15 protein-coding genes and 1 tRNA gene are annotated in these 17064 nt (G+C 68.8%); 5 read left to right on the top strand and 11 right to left on the bottom strand.

Annotated features, from left to right (window positions below; translation table 11 throughout):
* The first annotated feature begins 178 nt into the window (after positions 1-178).
* Complete coding sequence (locus tag KBX06_RS26605) at positions 179-871, top strand: hypothetical protein (RefSeq protein ID WP_247686730.1); 693 nt, start codon at positions 179-181, stop codon at positions 869-871.
* Positions 872-1152: 281 nt separating this feature from the next.
* Here KBX06_RS26605 and KBX06_RS26600 read toward each other — a convergent pair whose 3' ends face one another.
* From KBX06_RS26600 to KBX06_RS26575, 6 genes are all read right to left on the bottom strand, one after another.
* On the bottom strand, positions 1153-4698 hold the full coding sequence (locus tag KBX06_RS26600) for an ATP-binding protein (protein ID WP_210839725.1): 3546 nt from the start codon (positions 4696-4698) through the stop codon (positions 1153-1155).
* 699 nt (positions 4699-5397) lie between these two features.
* Positions 5398-5793, bottom strand: coding sequence for an IS110 family transposase (locus tag KBX06_RS26595; protein WP_247686739.1), 396 nt, complete (start codon positions 5791-5793; stop codon positions 5398-5400).
* Positions 5794-5940: 147 nt separating this feature from the next.
* Positions 5941-6456 (bottom strand): DUF4913 domain-containing protein, encoded by a 516-nt coding sequence (locus KBX06_RS26590; RefSeq protein WP_210839723.1) that lies wholly within the window; start codon positions 6454-6456, stop codon positions 5941-5943.
* Positions 6453-7523 (bottom strand): hypothetical protein, encoded by a 1071-nt coding sequence (locus KBX06_RS26585; protein WP_210839722.1) that lies wholly within the window; start codon positions 7521-7523, stop codon positions 6453-6455. The genes KBX06_RS26590 and KBX06_RS26585 overlap by 4 nt, the downstream gene beginning before the upstream one ends.
* Positions 7520-8980, bottom strand: a complete 1461-nt coding sequence (locus KBX06_RS26580) for a relaxase/mobilization nuclease domain-containing protein (RefSeq protein ID WP_210839721.1) — start codon at positions 8978-8980, stop codon at positions 7520-7522. Before KBX06_RS26580 ends, KBX06_RS26585 begins: the two co-directional genes overlap by 4 nt.
* Positions 8977-9228: a hypothetical protein gene (locus tag KBX06_RS26575; protein WP_210839720.1), complete on the bottom strand. Its 252-nt coding sequence runs from the start codon at positions 9226-9228 to the stop codon at positions 8977-8979. The genes KBX06_RS26580 and KBX06_RS26575 overlap by 4 nt, the downstream gene beginning before the upstream one ends.
* Before the next feature lie 564 nt (positions 9229-9792).
* Between KBX06_RS26575 and KBX06_RS26570 the strand changes: the two genes are divergently transcribed.
* The 4 genes from KBX06_RS26570 to KBX06_RS26555 all read left to right on the top strand — a co-directional run bounded on the left by KBX06_RS26570 (position 9793) and on the right by KBX06_RS26555 (position 12606).
* Positions 9793-10152, top strand: coding sequence for a hypothetical protein (locus tag KBX06_RS26570; RefSeq protein ID WP_210839719.1), 360 nt, complete (start codon positions 9793-9795; stop codon positions 10150-10152).
* A 514-nt stretch (positions 10153-10666) separates the two neighbouring features.
* Positions 10667-11155 carry a hypothetical protein gene (locus KBX06_RS26565; RefSeq protein WP_247686728.1) on the top strand — a complete coding sequence of 163 codons (489 nt, stop codon included), beginning with the start codon at positions 10667-10669 and terminating at the stop codon, positions 11153-11155.
* 447 nt (positions 11156-11602) lie between these two features.
* On the top strand, positions 11603-11953 hold the full coding sequence (locus KBX06_RS26560; protein ID WP_210839718.1) for a hypothetical protein: 351 nt from the start codon (positions 11603-11605) through the stop codon (positions 11951-11953).
* A complete protein-coding gene (locus tag KBX06_RS26555; RefSeq protein WP_210839717.1) occupies positions 11953-12606 on the top strand; it encodes a nucleotidyl transferase AbiEii/AbiGii toxin family protein in 654 nt (217 codons plus the stop codon). Before KBX06_RS26560 ends, KBX06_RS26555 begins: the two co-directional genes overlap by 1 nt.
* Positions 12607-12803: 197 nt before the next feature.
* Here KBX06_RS26555 and KBX06_RS26550 read toward each other — a convergent pair whose 3' ends face one another.
* The 5 genes from KBX06_RS26550 to cmk form a co-directional block, all read right to left on the bottom strand.
* The gene (locus tag KBX06_RS26550; RefSeq protein ID WP_210839716.1) at positions 12804-13049 is read right to left on the bottom strand and encodes a helix-turn-helix domain-containing protein; all 246 of its coding nucleotides are present in this window, start codon (positions 13047-13049) and stop codon (positions 12804-12806) included.
* Positions 13050-13288: 239 nt separating this feature from the next.
* Positions 13289-14437 (bottom strand): tyrosine-type recombinase/integrase, encoded by a 1149-nt coding sequence (locus KBX06_RS26545; RefSeq protein ID WP_210839715.1) that lies wholly within the window; start codon positions 14435-14437, stop codon positions 13289-13291.
* Between the two features lie 119 nt (positions 14438-14556).
* A tRNA-Pro gene (locus KBX06_RS26540) sits at positions 14557-14630 on the bottom strand.
* A gap of 196 nt (positions 14631-14826) precedes the next feature.
* Positions 14827-16230 (bottom strand): ribosome biogenesis GTPase Der, encoded by a 1404-nt coding sequence (gene der, locus KBX06_RS26535; RefSeq protein ID WP_210839714.1) that lies wholly within the window; start codon positions 16228-16230, stop codon positions 14827-14829.
* Entirely contained in the window at positions 16227-16907 is a 681-nt protein-coding gene (gene cmk, locus KBX06_RS26530) for a (d)CMP kinase (protein WP_210839713.1), read from the bottom strand. Before cmk ends, der begins: the two co-directional genes overlap by 4 nt.
* Positions 16908-17064: the final 157 nt, after the last annotated feature.

The following is a 17064-nucleotide window of genomic DNA, read 5'->3' as shown; positions in this document are numbered from 1 at the left end:
ACCTACCACCGCCGTCGACGCCAACGATCCCTGTCCCGGTTGACCCCTATCGAGTACGAGACCATCATGACCCGACCGGCCAGTCAGGCCGCGTGACTGAACTGTCACCTATCGGTGCAGCAGACCCTTTACCCCCGAGCATCAGCTCGCTGCATACATCAACAGGTGGTTCAACGACGTGCGCACCTGGACTGAGGTCCTGACCGGCCAGGACCTCGACCCCAATCACCGTGTCTACGACGCAGAGTCGGTAGGCGCAGGGCTCACGTTTATCGAGCCGCCGCACGACGGCGCCTTGGGTTTCACGATCACTACACCTCGCGTCCTTCCACTCCGCGCGCGGGAATGGGCTGACATCCTCGGGTTCGTCCGTGACGGCAAGGAACCGCCGCTCGAAGAGGTGCTCAGTCGTGACGCACGAGCCGCGCACAGACGCAACGCTTACCGGCGCGCAATCATCGACGCAGCTACCGCCCTCGAGATTGCCCTTGGCCGGCACGTCCGCAGTCACGTCGACCAACTGCCCGAAAGGCAGCGAGGACGCATCAGCGAGCGTACAGCTCTCGGCGACTACATCTCGATCGCCGAGCACTCCGGCCTTCAGCTCGCTGTTCCAGTCGATCGGCTGCGCTGGCTTAACAAGCGTCGCAACGATGCCGCTCATCGTGGTGCGGCACCAGGCCACTGGGAAGCCGGCAACGCGGTGCAGGTGATGATCGATTTTCTCGGCGTTCATGGACGATTCCGCAGGACAGGTGGACGCGAGCCTGACGGCGGGGAGTTGGTGCTGGCGGCCCCTGGGAGCGACGACGTCGACGGCGCTCAGCTTGGAAAGGGACCGGAAGCTGAGGGTGGCTTGTCGCCGGGCTGAGCATACGGCACGAACGACGAGACTAGGGGGTCCTGGCGCCGGTGACAGTGGCTGTGACACCCTCCTCTGTTAGGGATCCCGTGCGCCCTGCACGAGGACGGGCTTGCTGCATCTGGCGCGAGTCGGTGCGACGACACGAGATCGCAGGTTGCGAGTAGTCCCTCGACTGGACGTTCGACGTAAACCCGACGACCGCAGCCTCGAAGACGGAGCCGGTGGGCCACAACACGTCGGGCTGGACCAGCATCGACGGGAACTTGCTGGTGATGCAGGTATTGGCGTCACCAGCCGCGAACACGCTCTTGCCGCTCGCGGGCTTCAGCCCGCTCACGCAGCGTGGCCTGCTGGATGCAGCCCGCCTCGCCGACCGGTGCAAGGGCGGGTACACGCTCACCCAATCCGCTGAAGTACTCGAAAATTTCCTGATGCTTTGCCGACTCCGGCCCCCAACCTGACACGAGGCCGCCAGCAGTTGCGGCGATCCGCTGGGGTGCGACACCGCGCTCCAACAGCAGTGGCCCGATCTCTTCGAGGGTCTGGTTCCGTTCACCCAAGACCACTTCGAGGAGCCCGTCGAGCGTAACGGTCCTGTCATCGAGGAGTCGCTCTGCGAGTTCCTGGTCCCGTCCGACGAGGTAGGTCAGCAGGCTCTTGCCAATCCAGGGCCGACCTGCACATCGACGAGCGAGGCGCTCGCGGTGCGGCTGGGGCAGCTTCCCAAGGAGTCTTTCGCATCCACGGGGTTCGGGCGCCGAGATGAACCGCTTCTCGTCCGCTTCGTCGAACTGGCGCTCAAACCATGCCTCGAACAGGTCCGGTTCGTGTTCCGCGAGGTGCTTGAGCAGCTCGCCGGTACGCCACTTGCCGTGCGTGTCAAGATCTTCGGCTCTCAGGTGGCGGATGGCTTCCTCCCACTCAGGCCGCCATTGCTCCGGTAAGGCCGGGCCGTGCTTCTGGCCGACGCCGAAACTCATTGCTGTGGCGCCGGCAATCGCCGGGATGGGGTGCAAGAGCAACTGGTGCAGGACATCGTCTGGCGCGTCGCGGGTGAACAGCCGGCGGAGCATCGGGGCGTCCTCTGCCCGCAGATCTCCGATTACAAGTTCAGCGAGGTCATCGACCTCCGAACGTGCGAGCATCGCGGATATCACCGCGGGGCGCAGCTTCGAGTCGCGGAGGGCCCCGGCAATTGCAGCCTCAGGCAGCGTGTCCGGGTTTTCTGCCAAGCAGCGCTCCGTGGCGGCGCGCAGAAGCGAGGGTTCACCGGCCGCGGCTGCGGCATGATACCAGGCCGCCGGGTCGCCCATGTGCTGTTTTATTCGTTCCGCGATCCATCCTCCACTGGGATGCTCAACTGCCAACCCTTCCTGCTGGAGTAGCCCAATGAACCTGGCCGTGCCAAGGGCTGGCCCGAGGGCGGCAAGCCGGCGGGCGAGAGCGTCAGTAGCGGCGCCCCGCTCCTGCAACGCGGCCTCGAGATCGTCGGCCAGGTAGGGGTCGTGTCGTCCGACAAGATCTTCTAAATCAGAATCAAGCTCGAAGGCTTGGATCAGGTCGCCAGTGGTCTGACCGCGCTGCTCAAGGTCGAAGACTAAACGCTGAGCGCGCAGCGCGAGTCCTGGTACTCGCTGCAGGGCTGGCCGAAGCGATTCAAGGATCTCGCGGCCACCGTCGGCGGCAATCTGCTTCTGTTTATCTGTCGGCTCGGTCTGGCCGAACGAGAAGCCCATACCGAGACGCAGCCACTCGCCAGCCAAGTCGAGCAGGGATCGAAGGGCCTCCGGCGGGCAGCGAGGCAGCTCCGACTTCTGGTCGGCGCTGACGGCTTCTGCGACGCGTTCCCACATCGCCCTCAGCCGCGCGAGGTGTCGCGCGTTTTCGATCCCCTGGGAGACGGTAATCGTGTACGGGGCGCCGAGCTCGGTCCAGCTTCCCGACGCCTCGACCGAGAAGACGGCGGCGAGAAGCTCCGCCGCGACGGTCCACCGGTGAGGTTCGGCATTCTCGGTCAGCCAACCGAGCGCGCCGTCGAGCAGACGTTCCCGGATTTCGACCGCCGTGCCGTAGTCAGGGTCAACATGTCGGGCCAGGTCGCCGAGCACGCGCAGCGGGTGCGCTGGCGTCTGGTGGCGCAGGCGATTGTCGCCGACGGCCAGATCGAGCAGCCCTGCTACGGCCTCGGGCAATAGCCACCCACGGGCGGCCCGGGTCAGCAATGTGGCGGCGGCGTCCCCCACCGGGTCGAGGCTGACCTCCCCGATCCGGACGGTCTCGCGCGGCGCGGCTAGCGCCGTTCGGGCGTGCTTGACCGCGCATAGGGCGGCGCTCTCGTCCAACGTCGAGTACTCCGATACAACCCTGAAGATCGCCGTGTCCCAGCTCGCCGACTCTGGCAGCGATGTCACCCAGGTTTCCGCCGCACTCCGAGCGGCCGCAGACCCAGTGTGCGCTGCCGCCACAACCGCACCGGCTAAGTTGAGCGACCGGTCGGGGAACGCCGCGTGCAGCGTTGACCACGGACGTCCAGGCGGATCGGTGAAGAACCATCGGGCGACCAACGGCGCCCGCAGGCTCGCCTGAACAGACCAGCCGCCCCCAGCCTGGTCGACCAACCCGTTACGGCTGAGCCGGTTCATCAGCCCCACCAGCTCAGCGGGCGGAACGCCCAGCAGCGGTGCAAGTTTGTGCAACATCTCAACAGGGATGTGGCCCAGAGCCGCCATGCATGCGAGAGCGTCAAGGGCAATCTCGGACTCAGTGGCCCGCCGGAGGAAGCGCTCCACGTTCGCCAAGTGTGCTACGCCGCTCACAACATCGTAGCCAGCGCCTTTCGCGAAGAGTTCACACAGCGCAAGTGCCCAGCCTGGGCGCCCCTCCGCCTGGCGCAGAACGATCTGCCTCGCCCGATACGCGGTGACGCCGACCGACTCGACGAGCGAGTTCATATCCGCCAATTCCAGCAGCTCGATCGGGACGGTCTCGGCTCCGGGCAGCTCTTCGCCGACGGCGTCGAACATCGTGGGCCAGGTAGACGCGATGATCGAATAGGAAAGGCCCTCCTGCAGCCGCGCACGCCGCAAGACCCGCAACTCGTCGACACGGGTGTGCGCGTCATCTATTACCACAGCGGACGGGGACCGCAGCAGCAAATGATCAATAACTCGGCCCGGCTCCGCCTGCTCCAAGAACACCACCGATCGATCGAGTTCAGCCAGAACCCGGGTCTTCCCGACGCCCGGGACGCCGGACACGACTGCGTCCTTGCCGTCCGCGATCACGTTGCGAAGCATCGACAGCTCAATATCCCGACCCACCAGAGCGACCGAGACCGTCGCCTGCTCCAGCATCTCCAACGGCCGGTCGACGAGCGCACCGAGCTCGCCAGCAATGCCGAGCAGCCGTTGCCGCCACACCGGATCGCGGACGAGTGCGGCCACGAGCCAATCGCGGGCGTAGACATGCGGTGGGTCCAGATCGTACTCCGCGCAGATGTCGTCCAAGGTGGCCCGCTCACGGGCACTGACTGCCCGGATACAGGCGATGACCACCAAGGCGACGGACAGGCCCTCCTCCCGCATCCGCCGCAGTCCAGTCCGAAGATTCGCGGCCGGATCACCGGTCGTAACGAGAAGTCGTCCCCGGCTACACGTGTCCCCACTACCGAACGGAAAGTAGATGTCGGCGTCACGCCCGAAGTCGTGGCCGCCCTCGACGGCAGAAAGGCCCGGATAACGCGGTTGCAGGAGTGCACACGCGCATCGCTCGAACTCGGCCGGATGCACCGGCTGGTTCGCCAGTGTATTCAGCAGGCGGGCTACGAGATCCACAAGCGCTACATCCTACCCCTGGCTCTCGTCCGTGGCGTCTGGGACGGCGTCAGCTCATGCCGCAGACCGATCGGCGCGTAGCGTCACCGCCGGCCGATCATGACGGCTTGCGGTCGTGCCGAAGGTAGTGCGTTCGATCGCGACAGTTCGAGGTGCTCGCGGACGTTCAAGGTGGCTCTGACTCAACCGTGGTGAGTGCCGCGGAGACCTCGGTCGTGCCTCGGTGGTGCGGTCCGAAGTGATTCAGTTTCGGGAAGGTGGGTACCCGCGACGAGGGGAGCACCTCGGCGAGCCGGGCGGCGGAGGGGCCGACGTGCGCCAGGTCGCTCCGGCCGCCGGTCATCAGCAGCACGTCGGCGGAGACCTCGCGGTATTGGGGGGAAGCTGTCGTCGAGCCGGCCAACCTCCGCATGCTCGTGCAGGGCCGATTCGAGCAGCTCGACGAGCTTCGCCCGTTTTTTCCGCCAGAGGCCAGCCGGAGGATGGCGGCAATCAGCCAACGGGGGTTGCGGCGCGCCGCGCTCGGACCGGTGGCGATGGAGAACGTGGGCGAACGCGTCGATCGGGCGGCCTTGGGCCAGAAGCCGGCGGGCCGGTGGGATCCAGTCGATGGGAATCAGGCCGTCACGCTGACGCCGGGTCCACAGACGGCCACCTTGTACGTGCATCAGGGCGCCGGTCGTCCCGCATCCACCCTCCTTAGCGCTGATGGTCCCGGGGCGGTCCTGTCGCTAGGCTCCATGGCCATGCGAACCATGTGGGAGTATGCACGCCTGCAGTTGACTTGCGTTGCCGACAGTAGCGCTTGAGGCTGCGCATGACCTCGCGTTTGGTGCGGCCTTCGGCGGTGCAGCGGGTGACGTAGGCGCGGGTGCGGGGGTCGTGGCCCATGCGGATCAAGGCGACGGTGCAGAGGGCTCGGTTGAGGCAGCGGTCGCCGCCGCGGTTGAGTCGGTGTCGGGTGGTGTTGCCTGATGAGGCTGGTAGCGGTGATGCGCCGGCCAGGGCGGCAAACTCGACCTCGGAGCGGATGCGTCCAGGGTGTGACCAGGCTAGTAAGACGGTAGCGGCGACGACGCCGAGTAGGTCGAGCAGTTGTGGTGCGTGTGTGGTGACTGCTTGGTGCAGGGTGGTGTGGTTGGTAACGAGTTCGGCGACGAGGGCGCGGATGTGTCGGGCCAGGCGGATGGCCTCGGCTCGGCAGACGGTCAGGACCAGCGGGTAGGGGAACGCCCGGCGTGCCTACTCGGTATCCCACCAGTCCCACCACCGCTCTGGCGCTTGCTCAACGACGGCCACGGTGGGTGCTTTGTGTCGGGCAGTGCTGCCGTCGATGCCAGGGGCGCAGGAGCGGAATGGCCCGTCGGGGCCGAGCAGCATCGGCAGGTGGTGGTCCAGTTCGCGCAGCCAGCCGAGCATGCCGGTCATCTCGAGCCGGGCGTGTTCCCAGCCGTACCACAAGGCGGTCAGCCGGGTCACGGCTTCGTCGTGGCGCCACCACTGCTCGCACCAGTGCCACCGCACCAGCCCGACCTCGCCGACCGGTCGGGGAAATCCCGGCAGGAGGTAGTCGCGGACCCACTCCTCGACAGTCGCGTACACCGGTGGCTGCCCCTGCCCACCGCCGCTGGCCGCGCGGTCGGCGACAACCTGCTCAAGTTCGGCGACCTGCCTGGTCAACAGCGCCACCTGGGCTGCGAAATCCTCTGTCGTCCCGTCCACCTCGCCGAAAGGACTTGAGGTTTTCACGCTGGTCATCGCGTCACCGCCCGGACCCGCTCCGGTACCACCGTCGCCGGCCGCTTGGCGGACACGAGGGGGTCCACCTTCCCGCCGACGACCAGCGGAGCGAACGTACTGCCGAGGCGGCGCTGCTGGGCCACGACTTCGTCGTGGCTGGCCGATCCGAAATGCCCCGTGGCCACAACGAGCCCCTCGGTATGCTCGTCAACTGCGGTGCGCGGGTGATCAGGCGTCCCGGCGACGGCGCGGGCCTGCGCCCGATCCTCGTCCGCGCGTGCCAGCAGGTCGCGGTCAACGGCATCGGCGACCACCGGCGTCAGGACGCCTGCCTTGCGGGCCTCACTCACGTACTGGCGTACAAGTCCGAGGCTGTCCGCCGCTGGCGCTCGGCCGCTGGCGCGCAGGTCACGCTGTAGCCGGTCCAGCGCCTCGGGACTGACGTCGGCGAGCAGCCGTCCTGCTTCAGAACGTACGGCGGCGTCCAGGTCGTTGAGCGCCTGCCCACCAGCGGGTAGCGCCTTCCCGTTCGCGCCGGCGCGCAGCTTCGGGCCCTCGGGGCCACCGTGCGGTCGCGCCGCTCTGCCGCTGGCGCCGGCCCTCGTCGCTTCGTCCTCCCAGACCTCGTGGGCCGCGGCGCGGGCGGCGTCGGGAGCGGACTTTCCAGCCGCTCGCTGCCGGTCGTACGCGGCCCGCCACTGCGGGTGCAGCTCGCCCAGGCGATCCAGGGCGAGCCCCGCGAGCTTCTGTGCGACGGGGTCGCCGGCGGCGGCGTGCACCGTCGCGGTACGCCATACCTCGGCCACCTCGGTGAGGGTGGCGTCCTTCAGCCACGAGCCGTCGACCCGGCGGGCGAGTCGCTCCCGGTCGGCGCGGACGGAGTCGCCGAGCCGGTCGGCGGCGCGGCTGGCCGCCTCGGCGGCCCGCTCCCGGCCGGCAACGCGTTCCTCCTCGGCGGCCTTGCGCTGGATACCCACCGCGGCGAAGCGGGCGACGGCTTCGCTGAGGGTGGAAACGACGCCGAGGAACTGCATCGCCTTCTGTCTGGCCTCGTCGACCGGGTCTTCGTGCTGCGGTTGCATCATGCTGGGCTCCTTCCGTTACCGGCCCGCATCGCGCGGCGGGCACTGTCCACTGTCGGGCTGGGCGTTACCGCCACCGTGAGCGGCGTCGTTACCGGCCGCTGCCCGCCAGCGGCGAGGGTCCGGAGTTGCTGGGCTGCGTCCCGGGCTGCCTCTGCCTGGTGCAGCCGTTGCTGAGCGGTGCGAAGGTACTCAAGCGCGTCGGCAAGCCGGGCCATGTCGAGCACCAGCGCCATCGCGGCGACCGAGTCCTCGTCGCCGGCGATGCGGCCCATGAGCGCTACCAGCCGCGACATCGCTCTCAGTTCGTACGACAGGGACGTCGTGCGCGCGGTCCGTGCGTACATGTCGCGTGCGGCGCGGTCGAGCACCTCCGCCGCCCGGTGTAACGGCCCACGCAGGCTGCCTTCCCTCGCGTACGCCAGGCTCGTGAGCACGTCGGCTGCGGCGGTAGCGGCGGCCTGGGCGGCCGCGGGATCCTCGCGGGCGCTGCGGCGGATCTCTTCCGCCGCGACCTGGGTGACGCTGGCGGCGTCGCGTAGGGCTTGGGCGCGGGCCGTGACCCGACCTCTCGACGGTAGGCCGGCGGCCGGCGGCGGGTCGCCCCACCGGCGGCGCAGCTTCGGCAGGGTCAGATCGGGGGCGAGGCGCCCACCGGAGAACCACACCGATTGCCCGTCACCGGTGCCCGCGCCAGGCAGAGCGACGGCGTAGCCGGTGATCTCATCGGCGTTGACGGTGCTGCGACGCACTCTAATCAGCACCCCTGCCTGCCGCAGCCGGTCGAGGAACTCCAGCTCGCTGCCGGCGGCGGCGACGGCGGTGCGGACCCGCCGTCGCAACTCGTCGCGAGGGGTGTCGCTCCAGCCTTTGCGGCGGGCCTTGTTGACCTCCACGGGGTGTGGCCTGCGGTGTGCGGTGCGGTCGGCCGGGGGCACCTGCCTGCGAAGGCCGTAGCGGCGGGCGACGTTGTAGGTGGCCTTCACGCACTTGCGATAGTCGTTGCAGGCCCAGTTCGTGCGGCCGTCTTCACGCACGAGGGTGGCGACGATGTGGACATGGTCATCGTTGTGCCGCACCACCACCCACCGCAGGCCCGGGTCGTCCGCCTCCGTGGCGAGTCCCGCTTCGGTGAGCATCTCCCGGGCCATGCGCCCCCAGGTGCCGTCGGTGAGAACCCGGTCGCGGTCCTCCGGCGCCAAGCGCATCGAGCAGTGCCACACAGGTTTCGCCGGCGGTCTGTTCCCGGCTCGTACCGGCTCCTCCAGGAGAGCGGTCAACCTCCGGAAGTCCCGCTTACCTGAGGCGGTGATCTCCGGCTCCAGATCGGCCAGCTCCCCGGCACCGTCCCACGCCGCGACCAACCGCGGGTTGACGTGCTCCTCCTGCTTCCCCGGCCCGTACAGGTAGCGCAGCAGCCCACCGACGCGGCAGCCGCGACGGTGGACGCGCGAGATCACCGCAGCCGCCGGTCGATCAGTGCCGTCACCTGGTCGAGGCGGGCGACGGCGTACACGCACAGTTGCACCGCCTCGACGGCCCAGCCGGGTAGCTCCCCGGTCGCGTTCGCGGCTGCAGCAGCCTGGTTGACGTTGGAGCCGAACATGTTCACCGCGCGGCGGGCGGCGAACAGTTCTCGCTGCAACTCCCGCAGGTCACCGGTCAGGCCCGTGACCGGCTCTACTCCGCGCGCTGCGCCGACCACCACCTGCGCCGTGTATCCCGCTGGCGTGAGACCAGCTCGCCGGGCCGCCTCAACGACCAGCGCGCTCTCCTCGTCGGAGAACCGAGGATAGGTCCGGTGGGGGCGGCCGGGGCTGAGGTGCTCACGGTGCCGAGCCTGACCAGAAGCGCTGACATTGCCTTCGGTACTCACGGCAACGAGCCTTACGCCTGGCCGTTAACGCCCCGGTGAGCGGAACCGTTACCGGCACCGGCCAGCGCTTCAGCGGCCACCGTCGAGGGGATGCGGTCTGAACCTACCGACCGGTGTTGGGCCGTACCATGCTGGGTCGACAAGCAGGCGCTGGTAAGCACTGCTTGACGTCATGGACCAGACCCGACCGACGTTGGTGCTGCCCTCCTGCTGCCTCGCCGCTGCTCTACGTCCCCTGCAGGGGTTCCGAGGTCGGAAGATCACCCCAGCACATCGATGTCCGGCCGCACCGGCAGGGCTGCAGGGTCCACCTTGGCCTACCGCCACCCTGCACGAGCGTGACCCGCCGGCCATCCTGCATCCGATCACGGTCAGGTACGGAAGTAGCATCGGCCCGTGACGTACGGGACAGCGACGCTCATCGGTTGCGGGGCTCTCGTCCTCGGCGGACCAATCGGCCTGAGCCTGGTCGCCAACCTGATCCGGCGGCAGCAAGAGTTTGGCAGGCGGTCCCTGCGGCTCTTCGTGGCCAGCGGCATAATCGTGTCCGGGGCAATCTTCCTCTTCGGCGGTCCTGCTTTCCACCGGCTGTTTCCTCCGCCGTACGACCCGATGCTCGCCAACGGCAACGGACTCGACCTGCGCGGCTTCCTGTTCTGGTGGGCCGCCTGGGCCGGCGCGGCGCTGACCTTCACCATCGCGCTCGCCTACGGCGTCGACCTGAGCCGGCTGAGGCGGTCGCGGCAGGCGGCGTGACCGCCGGTGAAGGGCGACTGAGGCGGGTTGGCGAGATCAAGGCACATACTCGTCCGGCTTTCGGCAACTCCGTCGACAGCCCCAACGGCGGACTGACCGAAGCGCTCGATCACGGTACGCCAACCGGTACACCAAGGCACACTTGGCGCTTAACCAGGTCCACAGTGAGGGCAAGCGGCCACGGTCGCAGTTTCGGATTCGGCGCAGCCTCGTGCAGCGTCCTGCCGTAGGGGAGGCGGGCCACAATCGGGGACCCTCGCCGGCATCGGCGCTGGGTACGAGATGCTGGCCGCCGGCTGGCCCCGGTGGGAGCAATTCATCCGACCGTCGGTCATTGTCAAGTGCTGTGGAGAGGGCACGCTGGTCGACCAGGTGGTCGTGACGCCTGGTCGGTAACGCCCCTGTGGGTCCGCAGCGGCCGGCGAACCGGAATGGCCCGCGACAGGGAGCAAGATATGGCCATTGGCCGCCAATCTCGACCGAGCGCGGTCGAGGACACCCGGCGGGGTGGTGGTTGGCCCACGCAGAGCTGGACGCGGTACGCGCCATCAAGCGCAGCGGCGAGGTCGAGGACACCGTCGAGCCGTCCGTCGCTGGCGCCGGGGACGCACAGCCGATACGCGAGGTGCGGGTCGAGCGGTTCCTGATCGCCCGGCACCCGCTGACAGTGGCGCAGGTCCGGTATTGGCTGCCCGAGCACGAGGACCCGTACGCCGAGGCGGACACTTGCACGGCGCGGCTCGAAGACGACCTGCTCAAGCTGTTGCCGATCCGGCTGCCCAGCGAGGCGCAGTGGGATACGAGGCTCGGGCCGGCACCACCACGCTGGCCTTCCGCGGTGACGGGAACCCGGCGAGGACTATCTGCTCGACGACTTTGGCGACGAGACGCGGACGGCCGCCGGGGAGAACGCGTTCGGGCTGGCGGCGGTGGGATCGGCGAACGAGCTCTGCGCCGACCTGTGGATCTGCGGGTTGGCAGACGCAAGGCCACGGACCGGTGACGGGTCCCGGACCGTACGTGGCGGAGCCGCCAACGGCTACCCATGGCAGGGCTGCGACGAGTGGCTGCTGCTCTCCGCCACCCGGTACGAGCACGCCCAGTGCACGACGGTTGGTCCGGTCGCACCGCTGCCACTCGGTTGAAAGCCGTCTCAACACGGATCCGGGGTTCAAGGATCAGTTCTTCCTGTTCACCGCCGCCCGCAGGCTCCGTGGCGTCGACGGGCAGCGCTGAGGGTTGATCGTGCCACGACAGCAGCGCTGGCTGACCGGTCCCTCGCTGTCCCTATGGCAGAGGCTGCGCGGCCATGATTAGCGAGTCGGTGCCGTGACGGCGGTCGCGATGCCGACGAGCCGAGGCGGAGCCAATGACCGACCGCCGTTGACGGCGTTCCGGTTGGCATCGGTAGCATCCCGCCTTTACCCGTTCGAGGCGCTACCCTCGACGCATGGGCGCCACTTCGACTCGTTCCGCCCGGCGGTATCTAGCCCGGCCGGGCCGTTCCGTTGTGGTCGTAGACGATCTTGCCGCCCTGCACGGACCGACCAGCGGTGTCGTGGAGCTGCCACACCGGCTGCTCTGGCGGCCAGACCGCAGCGTCAACCTGGACCAGGAATGGGCGCGCAACGCCCTGTACGAGGTCGTGCTGACCGAAGCGGTGCGGGTTGATGAACTCTGCGCCTGGCTCGACGGTCCGACCCTGATCCGGGTATGGAACGACCTCTACCTGCCGCGGGGTGTGCGCCACGCATGGGAGGACCGGCATGCGGTACTGCGCCAGATCTCGGCCGCAGCCTGATGCCTCACCCTGACCCAGAGCACGTCGAGGTCGCGCGGGTCGCGCTCTCCGTAGCCAAGCAGCACGGACTTGCCCTCGGCGGTGGACTGGCCTTGCTCCTGCACGGAGTCGTCGACCGGCCGACAGAGGACGTCGACGCCTTCACCGACCGCGCCGACGGAGTCGCCCCAGCGACCGAGGCCGTGGAGACAGCATTGCTCGAAGCTGGTTTCCAGGTAACACGGGTCGCCGACGACAGCGAGCTGTCGGCAATGATCTACGGCATTGACGACCACATGACGGAATGGGAGATCCAACGGGGCAACAAGGTGGTCCGGCTGAGCCTGTCCTGTCAGGCGCGACTCCATGCTCCGGTGGTGATGGATGTCGGCCCGGTCATGGACCTGGCCGACCTGCTCGCCTGGAAAGTCACCGCGCTCGTGGGACGCGCCCGCGAGCGTGACTACGTCGATGTGGCCGCAGTGCTCGACCAGTACACACCGGCCCAGCTGCTGGCCATGGCCCGCCGCGTTGACCCCGGACTTGAGGCAGAGGACGTTCCAGTGGTGGGTCGGCGCCTGGACAGGATGCCCGACGAGGCGTTCGTGCCGTACCAGCTGACTCGCACCGACGTGGTACAGCTACGGCGACGCTTCGCAGCCTGGCCCCGCTGATCGATCGGGCGCACCGAGCTGCAGGAGTTCATTGGCGCTGTCCCAGCGCTCTGGACCGTAACGACTCACACGGCTGACCGACGGCGCGCCGGCTCACACCGTGCCCGCCGTCGGTCCTTTTGTTTTGTCGGCGCACCAGCCCGGTCGGTCCCGGGATTCCCTGTCTCAGGCTCTGAGCCTGGCTAGCGGCAGGGCGGCTACTCGATGGCAAGCAGCTTGAGGATCGCCGGTACGGGCACGAGGTACCGCCGGCCGACGCGCAGAAGGCGTACCGGGAATTCGTTGGTCTTGGCCAGCTCGTAGGCCTTGGTACGCCCGATTCCCAGGATCGCTCCAGCGGTCTCCACGTCGGTGGTGACGCCGAGCTCCCGCACCGCCTCGATCGTCCAGACCTGGTCCAGCGCCTGGCCCGGTTTGCGTCCGCCAGTTGTGGTGGTTGACATCGTCTGCCGCCCTCCCCTGAGGTCGTGAGCACGCCGGTACCGGCGTCAACCCTCACGATGCGATCATCCGGTTACTCGGCGCGTTGCCAAGTGAGAACAATCGCCACGGGTAACGGCAACGGCCACAGCCGCCGGCTACCGTGTCGATGCCCGAGCTGACGGTCTGGACATCGGGCTCCCTCACCGGAAACCTCCGCAGCCAGAAGTACTGCAGTCGGGCGTGACCCAGCGTCTTCGGTCTAGCTATTCCGCGGCGACCAGGTCGCTGCGTCGCCGAGTACTGCCTCCATGAGCTCCGCGGCCTTGCGCTCGCTCTCCGGCAGCACGTGGGTGTAGACCTCACGCGTCGTCCGGCTGTCAGCGTGACCAAGCCGCCGCTGCATCACGTGCTCGGGAACACCGGCGTCAGCGCCCGTGGTAGCGGAGGTGTGCCGAGCGTCGTGCAACGCGATCACGGGCACCCCAGAATCCGCGCACGCCTTCGCCCACTGGTCGGTGAAGTACTTCGGGTAGTACGGCTCCCCGTCCTCGCGGCAGAACAGGTAACCACCGTCGTGGTACAGGACGCCGGCGTCGGCCTTCTCCACGGCCTGACGCTCCCGGTGGGCGCGCAGTTCCGCTACCAGGGCCGGCCCGAGCGCTACCACCCGCTTACTCTTGCCCTTGGGCGCCTTCTCCACCACCCCGTTGCTGGTCGTGGTGCGTTGCCAGTGCAGCAGCAGCACTCCCCGGTCGAAATCGACGCGCGGCCACTTGAGGCCGGCCAGCTCCCCACGCCTGGCACCGACGACGATCGCCAGCACCCACGCCGCACGCAGTCGGTGGTCGGCGTGGTGCTTGAGGAACTTCGCCGACTGCGCCGGCGTCCAGACGCCCTTGCGCCCCATCGTCTCCCGCTCGGCCTGCCGGGGCTGCCGTACGCCCTCGACGTTGACCCCGAGGTCGGCCAGCGCCTTCATCATGATCCGGTGCACGATGCGGACGGTGGTCGGCGACAGCGGCCCGCCGTTCTTGCCGCCGCTCTTCAGCAGTTTCTTGTAGAGGTCGTGAATGACCCGCTTGTCGAGGGCGTAGAGCTGTCGCCCGCCAATGTGCGGGACTACGTAGCAGCGGATGACGTCCCGGTAGTTGCTGAGGGTCGTCTCCTGGACGTCCAGCTCGCGCTCGTTGAGCCAACTCTCCAGCTCGGCAGCAACGCTGCCGTCGGCGCCGAGGTCCGCTCCGCCGTAGGCGGCGCGCGCCTGCTCCTCCGCCTTCAGAGCAGCAGTCTGGTTGGGAAACCCTTGCCGCTTGTGTTGGCGGCGACGACCATCCGCGTCAGACGGGAGGTCGATGATGAAGAACCAGCGGGTCTGGCCGTTGGCGAGGCGGTAGTTGTAGACAGCCATGAGGCTGCACCTCCGCAGTAACGGGATCGGGGGATGCAACCCACGTTAAGCGATCTCCGTTACCGCCAGCGTTACCGCAAGATCACATATGATCTTCTATATCCGCTGGTGAATACCAGTCGGGACGGCCGGATTCGAACCGACGACCCCTTGACCCCCAGTCAAGTGCGCTACCAAGCTGCGCCACGTCCCGATGCTCCCGCGGATCTCCCGCGACAGCCGGTACAGCTTAGCGCAGGATCTTCGCGCCGTCCGCACTGCCCCCTCCGGTGCCGGAACACGTCGTCCCACCCCACACCCTCCAAGGCGTCCTAGGAGGGTAGGGAAGTTGGGGGTAACGGAAAGCCGGGTGGGGAGGGCCCTCCCCACCCGGCCTCAGATCGAGCGGATCAGCCGTGCGCCTTGCCCCGGCCGCCGGGGCCGAGCTTCTTGCGAGGGCGTACCGAGATCTCGATCGGGCTGCCCTCGTAGCCGAACTCCTCGCGCAGCTTGCGCTCGACGAACCGCTGGTAGCCGGCGTCCAGCGGCGCGGTGGTGAACAGCACGAAGCGCGGCGGCGCCACGCCCGCCTGGGTGGCGAAGAGGATCTTCGGCGCCCGCCCGCCGCGCACCGGGTGCGGGGTCGCCTGCACCAGCGCGGTCAGCCACGAGTTGAGCTGCGCGGTCGGGATGCGGGTCTCCCAGCTCGCCAGGGCCTTGCGCAGCGCCGGCGCGAGCTTGTCGACCGCCCGGCCGGTCTGCGCCGACAGGTTGAGCCGGATCGCCCACGGGATGCGGCGCAGCTCGCGCTCGATCTCCTTGTCCAGGTAGTACCGGCGGTCGGCGTCGACCAGGTCCCACTTGTTGAAGGCGATCACCAACGCCCGGCCGGTCTCGGTGACCATGGACAGGATCCGCTGGTCCTGCTCGCTGATCGGCTCGCTGGAGTCCAGCAGCACCACGGCGACCTCGGCGGCCTCGATCGCCGACGCGGTCCGCAGGCTGGCGTAGTACTCGGTGCCGCTGGCCTTGCCGACCCGCTTGCGCAGGCCCGCCGTGTCGACGAGCTGCCAGGTCTCCCCACCGATCTCGACCAGGCTGTCGACCGGGTCCACGGTGGTGCCGGCGACCGAGTCGACGACCGCCCGCTCCTCGCCCGAGAAGCGGTTCAGCAGGCTGGACTTGCCGACGTTCGGCCGGCCGACGAGGGCCACCCGACGCGGGCCGCGCGGCCGGTTCTCGACGATCTTCGGCGCCTCCGGCAGCGCGTCCATGATGGCGTCGAGCAGATCGCCCGAGCCGCGTCCGTGCAGCGCCGACACCGGGTACGGCTCGCCGAGGCCCAGCGACCACAGCGAGGTCGCCTCCATCTCGATGGAGGTGTTGTCGGCCTTGTTCGCGACCAGGATCACCGGCTTGGCGCTACGGCGCAGCATGCGTACGGCCGCCTCGTCCACGTCGGTCGAGCCGACCATCGCGTCGACCACGAACAGCACCACGTCGGCGGTGGCGACCGCCGTCTCGGCCTGCGCCGCGATCGCGGCCGCCCGGTCCTTGGCGTCGGGCTCCCAACCGCCGGTGTCCACCACGGTGAACTGCCGGCCGGCCCACTGCGCGTCGTAGGGGACGCGGTCGCGGGTGACCCCGGGGACGTCCTCGACGACCGCCTGGCGGCGGCCGATGAGCCGGTTGACCAGGGTCGACTTGCCGACGTTGGGGCGGCCGACCACGGCCACGACCGGCTGCGGGCCGGTCGGCTCCTCGGTGTCGGCGTCCGGTTCCCGCAGCTCGATCCACCCGTCGGTGTCGGTCATGCCACTCCCCGATCGATCAGCAGGTCACGCAGACGCGCGACGACCTCGTCGATGCCCAGCTCGGTGGTGTCCAGCACCACGGCGTCGGCGGCCTGGGTCAGCGGATCGGCCTTGCGGGTCGAGTCGAGCCGGTCCCTGCGGGCCAGGTCGGCGGCCGTCGCCGCCACGTCGGTGGCGTCCTCGGCACTGCGCCGGGCGGCCCGGGCCGCCTCGGAGGCCGTGAGGTAGACCTTCAGGTCGGCGTCCGGGGCCACCACCGAGCCGATGTCGCGGCCCTCGACCACGATCCGGCCGGCGTCCGCGATCATCTCGCGCTGCCGGGTTACCAACAGCACGCGCACCGCCGGCACGGCGGCCACGGCGGAGACCGCCCCGGTCACCTCCGGGCCGCGGATCTCCGCGTCCACGGTGACGCCGTCGGCGGTCACGCCGTACCCCTGGGGGTCGGTGCCGATGCGCAGGTCGACCTCGCCGGCGACCTTGGCCACCGACTCGGCATCGGTCAGGTCGACGCCCGAGCGCAGCACCGCCCAGGTGACGGCGCGGTACATGGCGCCGGTGTCGAGATAGCGGGCACCGATGCCGACGGCGAGCCGCCGGGAGACGGTGGACTTACCCGAACCGGACGGCCCGTCCACAGCGACCACGCATCGCCCGGCCCGTTCGTTTTCCTCCACCGTCGTCCTCCTCAGCCCGTACCTCACGAAACACCACATGTTCCGCGAGCGGTTGTCCAAACGTTCTCAATGATGCCCGGCGTCGCGTCGCGCGGTGGTGCGCCGCCGGCGCCGGGCGCCCCGGAGCCTACCGGCAGCCGTACCCCGAACTCGGGGG

The organism is Micromonospora sp. C31, from assembly GCF_018070575.1.
Taxonomy (GTDB): domain Bacteria; phylum Actinomycetota; class Actinomycetes; order Mycobacteriales; family Micromonosporaceae; genus Micromonospora.
Note: the sequence above shows the minus strand (reverse complement) of the source record. Positions and strands in the feature narration are given on the sequence as shown.

Excerpts from the sequence above, each read along its gene's own strand:
- KBX06_RS26590 (WP_210839723.1), bottom strand. The coding sequence starts at position 6,456 with ATGACCAGCGTGAAAACCTCAAGTCCTTTCGGCGAGGTGGACGGGACG.
- KBX06_RS26585 (WP_210839722.1), bottom strand. The coding sequence starts at position 7,523 with ATGATGCAACCGCAGCACGAAGACCCGGTCGACGAGGCCAGACAGAAG.
- KBX06_RS26560 (WP_210839718.1), top strand. The coding sequence starts at position 11,603 with ATGGGCGCCACTTCGACTCGTTCCGCCCGGCGGTATCTAGCCCGGCCG.
- KBX06_RS26555 (WP_210839717.1), top strand. The coding sequence starts at position 11,953 with ATGCCTCACCCTGACCCAGAGCACGTCGAGGTCGCGCGGGTCGCGCTC.
- KBX06_RS26550 (WP_210839716.1), bottom strand. The coding sequence starts at position 13,049 with ATGTCAACCACCACAACTGGCGGACGCAAACCGGGCCAGGCGCTGGAC.
- KBX06_RS26545 (WP_210839715.1), bottom strand. The coding sequence starts at position 14,437 with ATGGCTGTCTACAACTACCGCCTCGCCAACGGCCAGACCCGCTGGTTC.
- der (WP_210839714.1), bottom strand. The coding sequence starts at position 16,230 with ATGACCGACACCGACGGGTGGATCGAGCTGCGGGAACCGGACGCCGAC.